Genomic DNA, 13,305 nt, shown 5'->3' on the forward strand with positions numbered 1-13,305 from the left:
GGCCCAAGCCGTCGACTGTACGCCGCCGGCCCGGCCCGCCAACCCCGGCAAGCGAGGGGCCTTGGCCGGTCAGGATCTCAGGCGCGGCTTACTTGATCCAGAGACGGATCGCGTCCCAGGCGCGGCCGAAGATGCCGGCCAGCGGCACCTCGTGCTGCACGACCAGCGGCACTTCGGCCACCGGCGCGCCGCCCGAGGTCGTCACCTTCAGCGTGCCCACGCGCTGGTTCAGGCCCAGCGGCGCGACCAGCGGATCGGTGCGCTGGATGTCGGTCTTGAGCTTGCCGCCCTCGCCGCGCGGCACCGCCACGAACACCGCGTCCGCCGCGCCCAGCTTGGCTTCCGGCACCGCGCCCTTCCACACTTTCACGGTGGTGATGGGCTGGTTCTTCTCGAACAGGCGCACCGCGTCGAAGGCGGCGTAGCCCCAGTTCAGCAGCTTCTGGCTCTCGGTCGCGCGGGCTTCCTTGGAGGCGGTGCCCATCACCACGCTCAGCAGGCGGCGCTTGCCGTTGGGCACGTCGCGCTGGGCGCTGGCCGCCAGGCAGTAGCCGGCGGCATCGGTGTAGCCGGTCTTGCCGCCATCCACCGACGGGTCGCGGCCCAGCAGCATGTTGCGGTTGGACTGCTTGATCTTGTTGAAGGTGTACTCGCGCTTGGAGTAGTACTCCGCGTAGTACTGCGGGAAATCCTGGATCACGTGCGAGAAGATGACCGCGATGTCGCGCGCGCTCGTCTTGTGGCCGGGCTCGGTGATGCCGGTGACGTTCTTGAACGAGGTGTTCTTCAGGCCCCAGGCCTGCGCCTGCTTGTTCATCATCGCGACGAACTGCTCGACGGTGCCGCCCACGCCCTCGGCCAGCGCGACCGAGGCGTCGTTGCCCGACTGGATGATCATCCCGCGGATCAGCTCGTCGACCTTGGGCGTCATCGTGGTGTCGATGAACATCAGCGAGGGATCGCCCTTGCGCTCGTCCCAGGCGCGCTTGGAGACGGTCAGCGTCTGCTCCAGCGTCAGGCGTTTGGCCTTGAGCGCGTCGAAGACGATGTAGGCCGTCATCAGCTTGGTCAGCGAGGCGGGATCCTGCGGGGTGTCGGCGTCGCGCTCGGCGAGCGTCTGGTTCGTGGTCAGGTCCAGCAGGACGAAGTTGCGGGCCGCGATCTCGGGCGGCGTCGGCGCCTGCGCGGACGCGCCGGTCACCATCAGGAAGCTGGACAGGCCCACGCCGAGGGCCAGGGAAGCGAGGAAGCGTTTCATTCGAGGGAAATCCTTAGGCGCGCGCTTCGCCGACGGCATGCCAGCTGCGCAGCACGAGGTTCTTGAGCAGCGGCAACTGCCCATGGAAGAAATGCCCGACGCCGGGCACCACGATGACCGGCAGCGCCTGCGGGCGTGCCCAGTCCAGCACCGCGCTCAGCGGCACCACATCGTCCTGTTCGCCGTGGATCACGACGGTATCGGCCGGCACCGTCGCGACGCCGAAGCGGCTGGCGGCGGGACCGACCAGCAGCAGGCGCTCGGCCGGCTGCTCGAGCTGGAGCGCCGCCTGCGACGCGACGAAGCCGCCGAACGAGAAGCCGGCCAGCGCCAGCGGCAGCGCCGCGTCGCGGAAGGCGGCGATCACGGCCAGCGCGTCGTCGACCTCGCCCCGGCCCTCGTCCCAGCCGCCCTGCGACTTGCCGATGCCGCGGAAGTTGAAGCGCACGGTGCGATAGCCCAGGTGCACGAAGGCGCGCGCGATCGTCTGCACTACCTTGTTGTCCATCGTGCCGCCCTGCGTCGGATTGGGATGGCAGATCACCACCACGCCGCGCAGCGGACCGGCGTCGACCGCGGGTTCGTCGACGGCGCATTCGATCTCGCCGGCCGGGCCGGCGATCTGCCGGCGCTGGGTCTGTGCATTCATCGAGTCGGGCTCCCGCTCAGCGGCCGACCGAATCGTCGAGCACCAGGCGCTCGACGACTTCGCCGTGCTTGAGATGGCGCTCGACGATCTCGTCGATGTCGCTGTTGTCGACGAAGGAGTACCAGACCGCGTCCGGGTACACCACCGCCACCGGCCCGCCGGCGCAGCGGTCCAGGCAGCCGGCCTTGTTCACGCGCACGCCGCCCTTGCCGGCGAGCTTCTCCGCTTTCACCCGCTGCTTGCAGTGGTCGAAGGCGGCCTGCGCATCGTGCTGCAGGCAGGCGTTCTCGCCCTCGCGCTGGTTCAGGCAGAAGAAGATGTGGCGTTGGTAGTAGCTGGTGGAGCTCATCGCGGGATTGTAGTTTCAGGGTTTCCACCGACCGGCCGTTCGTGCGTTTCGTCACGACCTGCTTGTCCTTCAGAGCGCCCGCCCGGCGGTGGTTCCGGCGGTCGCGGCGGCAGGGGCCGGTCGCTCTGCGTGACCCCGTACAGCAGCCAGGCCAGCGCCGCGAAGGGCCACAACCAGCCCACCCATTGCGCCAGGCCGTACAGGTTGACGAAGCGCCCCTGCTCCCAGAACTGCAGGCTCTCCAGCAGGTAGGGGTCGGACGGGGCCTCGGCCATCAGCGCGATCAGCGCGGTCAGCACCACCAGGCCCCAGGCCGCGTTGGCGCGCCGGGACATGAACGCCGCCAGCAGCGCCAGCACGCCGCCGGCGATCAGGCCGGGCTCGGTCGTCGGCGTCAGCCAGGCCCAGGCGTGGTCGGGTCCGAAGTTCAGCAGCGTCGACCAGGCCGTGGTGGTCACGCCCAGCGCCACCGCGCCCAGCACCAGCAGCGCCCGCCGCCGGCCCGGCCGGGCCACCGACAAGGCCAGCAGGCAAGGCGCCAGCAGCCCCATCGCGATGGCGATCGCTTCCAGGCCGGGTGGCAGCGGCGGATCGTCGGCTAGTTCCCGGGGCACCAGCTCCCAGGGCGTGTTCTGGAGCAGCAGCTCCGCCCATTCGCGCAGGCGGGGAAACAGCTGGCCCAGGCCCAGCGGCAGCGGCGCCGGATACAGCAGGCCCACCGGCCACAGCGCCAGCAGCGCCAGCGCGCCGGCGCTGTGCGGCACGAACCAGCGCTCGCGCCAACCGTTCCAGCGCGCCAGACCGTCCAGTCGCAGCACGCCCCAGGCGCAGAACGCGCCCAGCCAGGCGCCGGCGCTGTTGAGCAGGAAGTCCGCCAGAGAAGGAACGCGGCCAGGGAGGAAGTACTGCAGCGTCTCCATCGCGAACGACAGCAGCGGCAGGCCGACCAGCGTCAGCAGCAGCGCGCGCCACAGGCCGCCGCCACTGCGGATCACCGCGGAAAAGCACAGCAGGCCCAGCGGCCAGTAGCCGGCGACGTTGATCCAGAGGTCGAACTTGCCCCAGTAGCGCGGCCAAGGCAGGCCGATGACGCCGGGCCAGGGCAGGCTCGGCGGCATCCGCCAGGGCCAGAAGGGGTAGAGGCTGGCGTAGACCACCAGCACGGCGTAGCACAGGGCCAGCCAGGTGGCGGAGCTGCGCCGCTGCATCACGGGATCAGAAAGGCTTGACGACGACCAGGATCACGATCGCCGCGAACAGCAGCACCGAGACCTCGTTGAAGACGCGGAACCACTTGTGGCTGCGGCGGTTGGCGATCAGCTCGAACTTGCGCAGGAAGGCGCGACACATGTGGTGGTAGCCGATCACCACCACCACCAGCGCCAGCTTGGCATGCATCCAGCCATTGCCCGGACCGCGACCGATGCCGTAATAAAGCCAGAGAATGCCGCCGAAGAGCAGCGCCAGCAGCATCAACCCGCTGCTGAAGCGGTAGAGCTTCAGGGCCATCAGCAGCAGTCGCTCGCGTTCGGCATGGCTGTCGGCCGGCACCATGGCCAGGTTCACGAAGATCCGCGGCAGGTAGAACAGGCCGGCGAACCACGCGGCGACGAAAATGATATGAAGCGCTTTGATCCAGAGCATCGCGGCATTATGGATGGCGCGAAAAAAAACCCCGGCTTCACAGCCGGGGTCGGAAAGCCTTATCGCTGTCATCACGCTAAGGCTCCTGCTCAGGGAGGAAAAGCAGGGAACGACAGCCGAACGGCTATCATTCAGGAGCGACTTTAACAGATCTGCCGAATTTCGGAATCTCGGCTTTCCCCTAGCGCCCCCCAACCCGGTGGTATTTCTCGGAAACCATGCAACTTCCCGCACCTTATCCCGCCAGCCGCCCACGTCGCCTGCGTCGCGATGCCTACACCCGGGCGCTGGTCCGCGAACACCGCCTGCACGCCAGCGACCTGATCTTTCCGGTCTTCGTCCATGAGGGGGACAACCGCGTCGAACCGATCGCGTCCATGCCCGGGGTGTCGCGGCTGAGCCTGGACCGGCTGATCCCCGTCGCCCAGGAATGCGTGGAACTGGGCATCCCCGTGATAGCGCTGTTCCCGGCGATCGACCCGGCGCTGAAGACGCCCGACGGCATCGAGGCGACCAATCCCGACGGCCTCATCCCGCGCGTCGTGCGAGCGCTCAAGGAACAGGTCCCGGGCCTGGGCGTGCTGACCGACGTCGCGCTCGACCCCTACACCAGCCATGGCCAGGACGGCGTGCTGGACGAGCAGGGCTACATCATGAACGACCGCACCGTGGAACTGCTCAAGGCGCAGGCGCTGGTCCAGGCGCGCGCGGGCGTGGACATCGTCGCCCCCAGCGACATGATGGACGGCCGCATCGGCGCCATCCGCGCCGCGCTGGAGGCTGACGAGCACATCCACACGCGGATCATGGCCTACAGCGCCAAGTACGCCAGCGCCTTCTACGGCCCGTTCCGCGACGCGGTGGGCTCGCGCGCCAACCTGGGCAAGGCCGACAAGAAAACCTACCAGATGGACCCGGGCAACAGCGCCGAGGCGCTGCGCGAGGTCGGCCTGGATCTGGCCGAGGGCGCCGACATGGTGATGGTCAAGCCCGGCATGCCTTACCTGGACATCGTGCGCCTGGTGAAGGAGGAATTCCGCGTCCCGACCTTCGCGTACCAGGTCAGCGGCGAGTACGCCATGATCAAGGCCGCCGCCGCCAATGGCTGGCTGGACCACGACGCGGTGATGCTCGAGGCGCTGCTGGCCTTCAAGCGCGCCGGGGCCGACGGCATCCTGACCTACTTCGCGATGGACGCGGCGCGTCTGCTGCGCGCCGGTGCCTGAGGCCGCGGCACGCGGCCTGCCCGACCGACGCATGCGCATCTTCCATCTCAGCGACGCGCTCTACGAGGAACTGGCCGCGCTGCCCGAGGACCTCCCCCCGGAGGGCTTCCTGTGGATCGGCCTGCCGCGACGCGAGTTCGAACTGCAACTCGGCGCGCTGCAGCAGCGGCTGACACGCTGGTCGGGCGCGCAGCTGCTCGACCTGCATGTCTCGGACCTGATGAATCCGCAGCTGCCCTCGCACTTCGACTACACCAGCTGGTACGACCTCATGGTCTTCCGCCGGCTGGCGACGATACCGGGCAGCCAGCAGCTCCTGGCCGACGACGAACCGCGCAACGCCGCGGGCGTCAACGACGCGCTGAAGGCGATCGACACCAGTCCCGTCGGTTTCGCCGTCTTCGACCGCATCCTGATCACGGTGCATCCGGGCGAGTGCTCGCTGCGCGACTACTTCGCCGGCAAGCTCGGCGCGCAGCAGGAGGGCCGCGACCTGCGCGGCAGCACGCGGCTCCCGACCAGCCCGGCCGAGCTGATGCTGCGCATGGTCAACCACATGGTGGACAGCTACCTGGACCTGCGCCGGCTGCTGACCCGCCAGCTGACGACGCTGCAGGGCCTGCTGCTGGACCGCCGCGGCCACTTCCGGGACTGGTCCGTCGTGCTGCATGCGCGCGACACGCTCTCGCGGCTGGAGGACCTCTGCGAGGACCAGCGCAGCGCGGTGCAGGAGTGGATCGACGCCCTGGGCGAATGGCCGGCCGGCGATGCCCGCGCGGAGCGCGAGCGCGAACTGCTGCGCGTGCGCTCGCGGGACGTGCTCGAGCACATCGAGCGGGTGCTGACCCATGTCCGGCGGCTGGAGACCTCCGCGGAGACCTCGGTGCAGATGCACTTCTCGCTCACCGGCGAGCGCACCAACAACATCATGCGGACGCTGACCGTGCTCACGGCCATCTTCCTGCCGTTGAACCTGATCACCGGCGTCTTCGGCATGAACTTCGACAACCTGCCGCTGATCCACGCCGCCACCGGCTTCTGGATCGCCGTCGGCGTGATGGTGGTCACCGCGCTGGCGCTCGGCGCCTTCTTCTGGCGCAAGCGCTATCTCGGCTCCCAGCAGTAGCGAGCAGTAGCGCTCGGGCGCCGGCCTCGGCGCCCCGCCTCAGCGCTTCGCGTAGGGGTCGGCGAAACCCAGGCCGAGCATGATCTCGGTCTCGCGCGCTTCCATGCACTCGGCCTCGTCGTCTTCCTCGTGGTCGTAGCCCTGCGCGTGCAGCGTGCCGTGGACCAGCATGTGCGCGTAATGCGCGGCGAGGTCCAGTCCCATCTCCCTGGCTTCGCGCTCGACGACCTCGGCGCAGATCACCAGGTCCGCGGCGACCACCGGCTCGTGCGTGTAGTCGAAGGTCAGCACGTTGGTCGCGTAGTCCTTCGACCGGTACTCGCGGTTGAGCGCCTGTCCTTCCTCCGCGTCGACGATGCGCACCGTGATCTCGCCCGGCAGCTCGAGCGCCGCGCGCATCCAGCGGATGACCTTGTGCCGCGGCAACTGCGCCTTGTGGCGCGGATCGGCGAATTGCAGCGACAGGCTCAGTTCCGGACGGCTCATCGCGCGACTCCCTTGCGAGCCGGCTTTGCGGCGGATGTCTTCGCCGCCGGCTTCTTCGGCGCGGACTTCTTCAGCGCAGGCTTCTTGATGGCGGGCTTCTTCACGGCAGGCGCCTTGGCCACGGCCTTCGTGGCGACCGCCGGCTTTGCGACCGCCGGCCTTGCCGCCGCCTTCTTCGCAGCAGGCTTCGCAGGCGCAGGCCCCGGCGCGGCTGCGTCGTCAAAGCGGGCCGCCGACGCTTCGCGCAGCTGGATGGCGCGCAGGCGGCGCTCCTCGCGCTCCTCGGCGAAGCGGGCTTCGCGCTCCTGCTGCTCGCGGGCCTCCTCGCGGGCCGCCACTTCGTCCCGGTCCTCGTAGGCCTGGACGATGCGCGCCACCAGCGGATGGCGCACCACATCGGTCCGGTTGAAGCGCGTGATCGCGATGCCGTCGACGCCGTCCAGCACCTGCTCGGCATCGACCAGCCCGCTGTGCATGCCGCGCGGCAGGTCGATCTGGCTGGTGTCGCCGGTCACCACGCACTTGCTGCCGAAGCCGATGCGGGTCAGGAACATCTTCATCTGCTCGGGCGTGGTGTTCTGGGCCTCGTCGAGGATGACGAACGCATGGTTCAGCGTGCGGCCCCGCATGAAGGCCAGCGGCGCGATCTCGAGCTGGCCCTTCTCGAAGGCCTTGGTGACGCGGTCGAAACCCATCAGGTCATAGAGCGCGTCGTACAGCGGGCGCAGGTAGGGATCGACCTTCTGGGTCAGGTCGCCGGGCAGGAAACCCAGCCGCTCGCCGGCCTCCACGGCCGGACGCGTCAGGATGATGCGCTGCACCGTCGAACGCTCGAGCGCGTCCACCGCGCAAGCCACCGCGAGGAAGGTCTTGCCGGTGCCCGCCGGGCCGATGCCGAAGCTGATGTCATGCGACAGGATCCGGCGCAGGTAGTGATGCTGGTTGGCCGTGCGTCCGGCCAGGTCGGCGCGGCGCGTGCGTAGCACCACGTTGTCCTCGTCGTCCGGCGTGGCCGGGCCGGACCGGGCCGGCGCGCCCACGTCGTTGGCCGCCTCGACGATCGCCAGCCGCAACGTCTCGCCGGGAATGGCCCGGTCGGCCCGCGCGTAGAGCGCCTCCATCAAGGCCAGCGTGCGCTGCGCCGCGGCGCGTTCGCCCTCGATGTTGAAGTGCTCGGCGCGATGGGTGATCCGCACGGACAGGGCCGCCTCGATCTGGCGGAGGTGCTCGTCCAGCGGGCCGCACAGGTGCGACAGGCGCCGGTTGTCGGCGGGGGTGAAGGCGTGGCGCAGGTTCAAGGCGGAGGAAGCTCCGTATTCAGGGGGGTTGAGGGCGGTATTGTCGCGCGTCGATGTGCCACGCGCGTGCCGCGCCTGCACAATCGCGCCCCATGCACCGGACCACAGAACAACACGGGGAGGCCGCCGGCCGTAACTCGGCCGCGGCGGCACCGGGCGCCGCGAGGCAGTTCGCCGCCGGCACCGCGGCCGCCCTGACCCTGGCGGTGCCGGTCTGCCTCGCCCAGGTGGCGGGCGCCGCGGCCGCCGGTGGCGAGGGCATCTCCACCTGGTCCTTCGCGACGCTCTGGAGCAAGCTCGCGCCGCAGCTGGCTTACGGCCTGCAGTCCGCGCTGGTGTTGATGGCCTTCGCGCTGGGCCTGCTGATCTGGCAGCGCCGCGCCCAGCGCCACATCGCCTGGCTGCTGGCGCTGATGCCGGGCTGGGTGGTCATGGTCGGCCTGTCGCCGCTGTCCTCCTGGCAGACGGCGATCGCGGTGGTCCTGGCGCCGTGGCTGCTCTGGTGCGCGGTCCATTACCTGATGCGTCGCACGCGGCGCCGCGACCGGCGCCTGCATCGCCTGCTGCTGGCGCAGGCCCTGCTCTTCCCCGCCGCCCTGCTGCTGCCGGTGCCGGCTTCGCGCGTGGCCGGCTTCGCGCTGTGGTGGCTGGGTGCCCAGTTGCTGGTGACCATGGGATGGCATCTCTGGCAGCTGTGGCAGGACATGTTCCTGCCGACGCTCGAGGAGCGCTACCCGCGCTTCGATTTCGTCCTGAGTTGCGTGCTGATCGGCTTCGGCGCGCTGGCGGTGCTGTCGGCCTGGTTCCTGCCGGGCAGCGGGCTGGCCGGCATCCTCGGCCCGCTGTCGCTGCTGGGCCTGGGCCTGCATCGCGTGCGCGAGTTCGCCCGCGCGCTGACGCAGGCCGAGCTCGCCGTGCTGCAGGGGGAACTGCGCCTGCAGGAGCGCATCGCGGAACTGGAGCGCCATTTCGACCAGGTCGCCGAGGCCAAGCTGGAGCAGGTCACCGAGCGCGAGCGCAAGCGCATCGCCGCCGACCTGCACGACGACCTCGGCGCCAAGCTGCTCACCATCGTCCACACCAGCGAGTCGGACCGCATCTCGACGCTGGCGCGCGAGGCGCTCGAGGAAATGCGGCTGTCGGTGCGCGGCCTGACCGGCAAGCCGGTCCAGCTGCTGGACGCGCTCGGCGACTGGCGCGCCGAGGTGGTGTCCCGCCTGGCCCAGGCCAACATCCTGGCGGAATGGAAATCGCCGGCCGAGGACATCGAGCACACCTTCCCCGCGCGCGCCTACGTGCAGACCACGCGCATCCTGCGCGAGTCGGTCAGCAACATCATCAAGCACAGCGGCGCGACGCACTGCGTGATCAGCTGCTCGGCCCAGGACGGCTACTTCTCGGTGGTGATCCAGGACAACGGCCAGGGCATCCCGCTCGAGCTGGAAGGTCGCCTGGACAAGGGACACGGCATGGCCAGCATGAAGGCGCGCGCCAAGCAGATGCATGGCCAGTGCCTGGTCGAGTCCGGCCCCGGCTGGGGCACGGTGATCCGGCTGACCATCCCGCTTTGAGGCGCGCTGGCTGCAAAGCCGCCCGCGGCGTGATCCATTGCCGACGACGCCACACTCCGGCGCCGATCCGGATGGTCAGCCCGCCGAGAAAGCCGTACCGTTGCAAACACCCGCCAGGCAGGCTGCCGGCGCCTCATTCCTGAGCAAGAATCCCGCGCCATGAACCACATCCTGCTGCTCGAAGACATTCCCGAAATCCGCGCCTGGCTCAAGGTCCTGGTCAAACAGGTCTTCGCCAACGCGGTGGTCACCGAATGCTCGCGGGTGCAGGACGCGCTGCAGCAGGTCAGCACGCAGCGCTTCACGCTGGCGCTGCTGGACCTGGGCCTGCCCGACGGCTCCGGCGTCGACGTGATCTCGGCGCTGCGCGAGAAGCAGCCGGAGGTCCAGTCGGTCATCGTCACCATCCACGACGACGACGAGCACCTCTTCCCCGCGCTGCAGGCCGGCGCCTTCGGCTACCTGCTCAAGGAACAGTCGCGCGAGCTGCTGGTCGAGCAGCTGCAGCGCATCAGCCAGGGCGAGCCGCCGCTGTCGCCGTCGATCGCGCGCAAGGTCATCGCCTACTTCACCTCGCAGCGCCGGCCGCAGGCGGCGCAGGTGCTGCACGAGGTCTCGCTGACCGACCGCGAAACCGAGGTGCTGCTGCGCGTGGCCAAGGGCTTCACGCTGCCGGAGATCGGCGTGCAGCTGGGCCTGTCGCGCCACACGATCGCGGACTACGTCAAGCAGATCTATCGCAAGCTCAACGTGAGCTCGCGCGCCGAGGCGGCTCTCGAAGCGCAGCGCCTGGGCCTGTTCGGCCGCAACTGAGCGCCGCGCCGGCCGCGCGCCGGGCGGGGTTCGCCGGCCTCGGGAAAATACTGGACAAACATCCAGCGAAACGCCCGCCGGGCGCCGCCGAACGCGGATAATCCGCGCCCATGATCGGCAAGCTCACCGGCGTCATCGCGGAAAAGTCGCCCCCGCAGGTTCTCATCGACGTGCAAGGCGTCGGCTACGAAGTCGACGTGCCGATGAGCACCTTCTTCAACCTGCCGAACCTGGGCGAGCGCGCGACGCTGTTGACCCACCTCAGCATCCGCGAGGACGCCCATGTGCTGTTCGGCTTCCTCACCGCCGAGGAACGCGCCACCTTCCGCCTGCTGATCAAGATCAGCGGCGTGGGACCGAAGATGGCGCTGTCGCTGCTGTCGGGCATGTCGGTCGGCGACCTGGCGCAGGCGGTGTCACGCCAGGAGGCCGGACGGCTGGTCAAGGTGCCGGGCATCGGCAAGAAGACCGCCGAGCGGCTGCTGCTGGAACTCAAGGGCAAGCTCAGCCCCGACCTGTCGCAACCGGTGGCGATCGCGAACGACGCGCAGGCGGACATCCTGCAGGCGCTGGTGGCCCTGGGCTACAGCGAAAAGGAAGCCGGCGCCGCGCTCAAGACGCTGCCGGCGGACGTCGGCGTCAGCGACGGCATCAAGCTGGCGATGAAGCACCTGTCATGATCGGCCCCCAGCCGCCCTGCCCCTCGCCATGAGCATCCAGACCGACGACTTCACCCCCGCGCCGCAGCAGGCCCGCCTGATCAGCGCCCATCCCGCCTCGCCCAACGAGGACGCGATCGAGCGTGCGCTGCGGCCCAAGCTGCTCGATGAATACGTCGGCCAGGCCAAGGCGCGGGAGCAACTGGAGATCTTCATCGGCGCCGCCAAGAAGCGGCGCGAGGCGCTCGACCATGTGCTGCTGTTCGGCCCCCCCGGCCTGGGCAAGACCACGCTGAGCCACATCGTCGCCGCGGAGCTGGGCGTGAACCTGCGCCAGACCAGCGGGCCGGTGCTGGAGAAACCCAAGGACCTGGCGGCCATCCTGACCAACCTCGAGCGCAACGACGTGCTCTTCATCGACGAGATCCACCGGCTGTCGCCGGTCGTCGAGGAAATCCTGTACCCGGCGCTGGAGGACTACCAGATCGACATCATGATCGGCGAGGGCCCGGCGGCCCGCTCGATCAAGCTGGACCTGCAGCCCTTCACGCTGGTCGGGGCCACGACGCGCGCCGGCATGCTGACCAACCCGCTGCGCGATCGCTTCGGCATCGTGGCGCGGCTGGAGTTCTACACCGCCGACGAGCTGCAGCGCATCGTGACGCGCTCGGCCTCGCTGCTCGGCGCGGCGATCGAGCCGGCCGGGGCGCTGGAGGTGGCGCGGCGCTCGCGGGGCACGCCGCGGATCGCCAACCGGCTGCTGCGCCGCGTGCGCGACTACGCCGAGGTCAAGGCCGACGGCACCATCACACGCACGATCGCGGAGAAGGCGCTGGCGATGCTGGATGTCGATCCGCTGGGATTCGACCTGATGGACCGCAAGCTGCTGGAGGCGGTGGTGCATCGCTTCGACGGCGGGCCGGTGGGTCTGGACAACGTCGCCGCCGCGATCGGCGAGGAGCCCGGCACCATCGAGGACGTCATCGAGCCCTATCTGATCCAGCAGGGCTTCCTGCAGCGCACGCCGCGGGGACGGATCGCGACGCTGGCGGCCTATCGCCACCTCGGCGTGGCGCCGCCCAAGCAGGCGGGGCAGCTGTTCGACCTCGAGTAATCGAATCAGGGGACCGGGCAAGGCACGCGGCGGCGAGCGCCGCGCCACCGAACGACGGCACCAATGAAAAAGGCGCTCCGAAGAGCGCCTTTGTCGTTCCTGATCCGGGGATCAGAAGTTGTGGCGAATGCCCAGAGCGAACGAGTTCAGGTCGTCGGCCTTGTTCGCGGTGGTGGCGTCCACGGCGGTGTAGAAGGCGTAGAGCTTGGTGCGCTTGCTCAGGTTGTAGTTGTAGGCCAGCGTGTACTGCTTGCCGCCGTTGCGGCCGCTGTTGAACGAGGAGCCACCGGCCTTGGTGCCACCGACGTTCAGGTGGAATTCCGACTGGCCCATCGTGTACATCACGGCGGCGCGGCCGATCCAGCGCTTGTCCTTGCCCAGCGAACGCGAGTCGTCTTCACGCTGCGCGTAGCCGCCGAAGGTGAAGGCACCCAGTTCGTACAGGCCGCGGATGGCCCACTGGTTGGCGTCGCCCTGCTTGCTGTAGCCAGCGCCCAGGTGCAGCGGGCCCTGGTCGTAGTTCAGCGCCACGTCGTAGCCGCGCGGATCGACGCCTTCACCGGCGTGCAGCGCGAACTCGGCGTTGAAGCCGCTGACGTTCGGGGTGAAGTAGCCGACCTTGTTGGTCTGCGTGAAGCCGGCGCCCGAGTACAGCTTGTCTTCCGACGTGCCGGTGTCGTGGTTGTGCATCGACACGTAGTCGGCGGTGGCGTAGTAGGAGCCCGGGGTCCAGCGGCCCAGACGGACGGCGCCAAAGTCACCGGACAGCTGCACGCTGGCTTCACGGTTCCAGAACGCCGAGTTGGTCTGGCGGCCGTCGTCCGAGTTCAGGCCGTGCTCCAGGGCGAAGCTGGCCTTCAGGCCGCCACCCAGGTCTTCCGTACCCTTGAAGCCCAGACGGGAGTTGTTGTTGATCACCGAGGCAACGCGGTCGCGGTTGCCGGTCTTGATGCTTTCCACCGAGGTGTTGATGCGGCCCCAGAGCGTGACGGAGCTTTGCGCGAACACCGGTGCGGAGAGAGCCGCGATGGCCGCAGCGATTGCAATCTTCTTCATATCCACCTTCATCAGTTGGAGGTTTCAGCCGGTCTGGCTCAATGGCGGTACTGCAA

The 13,305-nt window shown here is 69.0% G+C and carries 13 protein-coding genes and 1 pseudogene; 6 read left to right on the plus strand and 8 right to left on the minus strand.

The genetic code is table 11. The features are described from left to right. Nucleotides 1-88 precede the first annotated feature (88 nt). The 5 genes from FHT37_RS24670 to FHT37_RS24690 are packed head-to-tail and all read right to left on the minus strand — an operon-like array spanning nt 89 to nt 3,900. The gene (locus FHT37_RS24670; RefSeq protein ID WP_091731251.1) at nt 89-1,258 is read right to left on the minus strand and encodes a D-alanyl-D-alanine carboxypeptidase family protein; all 1,170 of its coding nucleotides are present in this window, start codon (nt 1,256-1,258) and stop codon (nt 89-91) included. A 13-nt stretch (nt 1,259-1,271) separates the two neighbouring features. After that, on the minus strand, nt 1,272-1,907 hold the full coding sequence (locus FHT37_RS24675; RefSeq protein WP_183485826.1) for an alpha/beta hydrolase: 636 nt from the start codon (nt 1,905-1,907) through the stop codon (nt 1,272-1,274). 16 nt (nt 1,908-1,923) lie between these two features. Further along, nucleotides 1,924-2,256 (minus strand): ferredoxin, encoded by a 333-nt coding sequence (locus FHT37_RS24680; RefSeq protein ID WP_091731244.1) that lies wholly within the window; start codon nt 2,254-2,256, stop codon nt 1,924-1,926. Beyond that, complete coding sequence (locus FHT37_RS24685) at nt 2,253-3,464, minus strand: VanZ family protein (protein WP_091731238.1); 1,212 nt, start codon at nt 3,462-3,464, stop codon at nt 2,253-2,255. Before FHT37_RS24685 ends, FHT37_RS24680 begins: the two co-directional genes overlap by 4 nt. A 7-nt stretch (nt 3,465-3,471) precedes the next feature. Then, a complete protein-coding gene (locus tag FHT37_RS24690; RefSeq protein WP_091731235.1) occupies nt 3,472-3,900 on the minus strand; it encodes a CopD family protein in 429 nt (142 codons plus the stop codon). Nucleotides 3,901-4,118: 218 nt separating this feature from the next. On the opposite strand from FHT37_RS24690, the gene hemB reads away from it, so the two are divergent. Both hemB and FHT37_RS24700 read left to right on the plus strand, forming a co-directional pair. Next, nucleotides 4,119-5,126, plus strand: coding sequence for a porphobilinogen synthase (hemB, locus tag FHT37_RS24695; RefSeq protein WP_183485829.1), 1,008 nt, complete (start codon nt 4,119-4,121; stop codon nt 5,124-5,126). 31 nt (nt 5,127-5,157) lie between these two features. Then, entirely contained in the window at nt 5,158-6,252 is a 1,095-nt protein-coding gene (locus tag FHT37_RS24700) for a magnesium transporter CorA family protein (RefSeq protein ID WP_183485831.1), read from the plus strand. Between the two features lie 39 nt (nt 6,253-6,291). Here FHT37_RS24700 and ybeY read toward each other — a convergent pair whose 3' ends face one another. Both ybeY and FHT37_RS24710 read right to left on the minus strand, forming a co-directional pair. Continuing rightward, nucleotides 6,292-6,738: an rRNA maturation RNase YbeY gene (ybeY, locus tag FHT37_RS24705; protein ID WP_147240334.1), complete on the minus strand. Its 447-nt coding sequence runs from the start codon at nt 6,736-6,738 to the stop codon at nt 6,292-6,294. 350 nt (nt 6,739-7,088) lie between these two features. Next, nucleotides 7,089-8,036, minus strand: a pseudogene (locus tag FHT37_RS24710) (PhoH family protein); the annotation flags it as partial. 92 nt (nt 8,037-8,128) lie between these two features. Here FHT37_RS24710 and FHT37_RS25760 point away from each other — a divergent pair. The 4 genes from FHT37_RS25760 to ruvB all read left to right on the plus strand — a co-directional run bounded on the left by FHT37_RS25760 (nt 8,129) and on the right by ruvB (nt 12,193). After that, nucleotides 8,129-9,607 carry an ATP-binding protein gene (locus FHT37_RS25760; RefSeq protein WP_310739788.1) on the plus strand — a complete coding sequence of 493 codons (1,479 nt, stop codon included), beginning with the start codon at nt 8,129-8,131 and terminating at the stop codon, nt 9,605-9,607. 159 nt (nt 9,608-9,766) lie between these two features. Continuing rightward, nucleotides 9,767-10,420: a response regulator transcription factor gene (locus tag FHT37_RS24720; protein WP_091731221.1), complete on the plus strand. Its 654-nt coding sequence runs from the start codon at nt 9,767-9,769 to the stop codon at nt 10,418-10,420. Nucleotides 10,421-10,530: 110 nt separating this feature from the next. Continuing rightward, nucleotides 10,531-11,100, plus strand: coding sequence for a Holliday junction branch migration protein RuvA (ruvA, locus tag FHT37_RS24725; protein ID WP_091731218.1), 570 nt, complete (start codon nt 10,531-10,533; stop codon nt 11,098-11,100). A 28-nt stretch (nt 11,101-11,128) separates the two neighbouring features. Beyond that, nucleotides 11,129-12,193 carry a Holliday junction branch migration DNA helicase RuvB gene (gene ruvB, locus FHT37_RS24730; RefSeq protein ID WP_183485841.1) on the plus strand — a complete coding sequence of 355 codons (1,065 nt, stop codon included), beginning with the start codon at nt 11,129-11,131 and terminating at the stop codon, nt 12,191-12,193. 111 nt (nt 12,194-12,304) lie between these two features. Here the strand turns inward: ruvB and FHT37_RS24735 are convergent, their stop codons facing one another. Then, nucleotides 12,305-13,249, minus strand: coding sequence for a porin (locus FHT37_RS24735; RefSeq protein WP_183485844.1), 945 nt, complete (start codon nt 13,247-13,249; stop codon nt 12,305-12,307). Between the last annotated feature and the right edge of the window lie 56 nt (nt 13,250-13,305).

It is taken from the genome of Mitsuaria sp. BK037, assembly GCF_014193045.1.
Lineage (GTDB): Bacteria > Pseudomonadota > Gammaproteobacteria > Burkholderiales > Burkholderiaceae_C > Roseateles.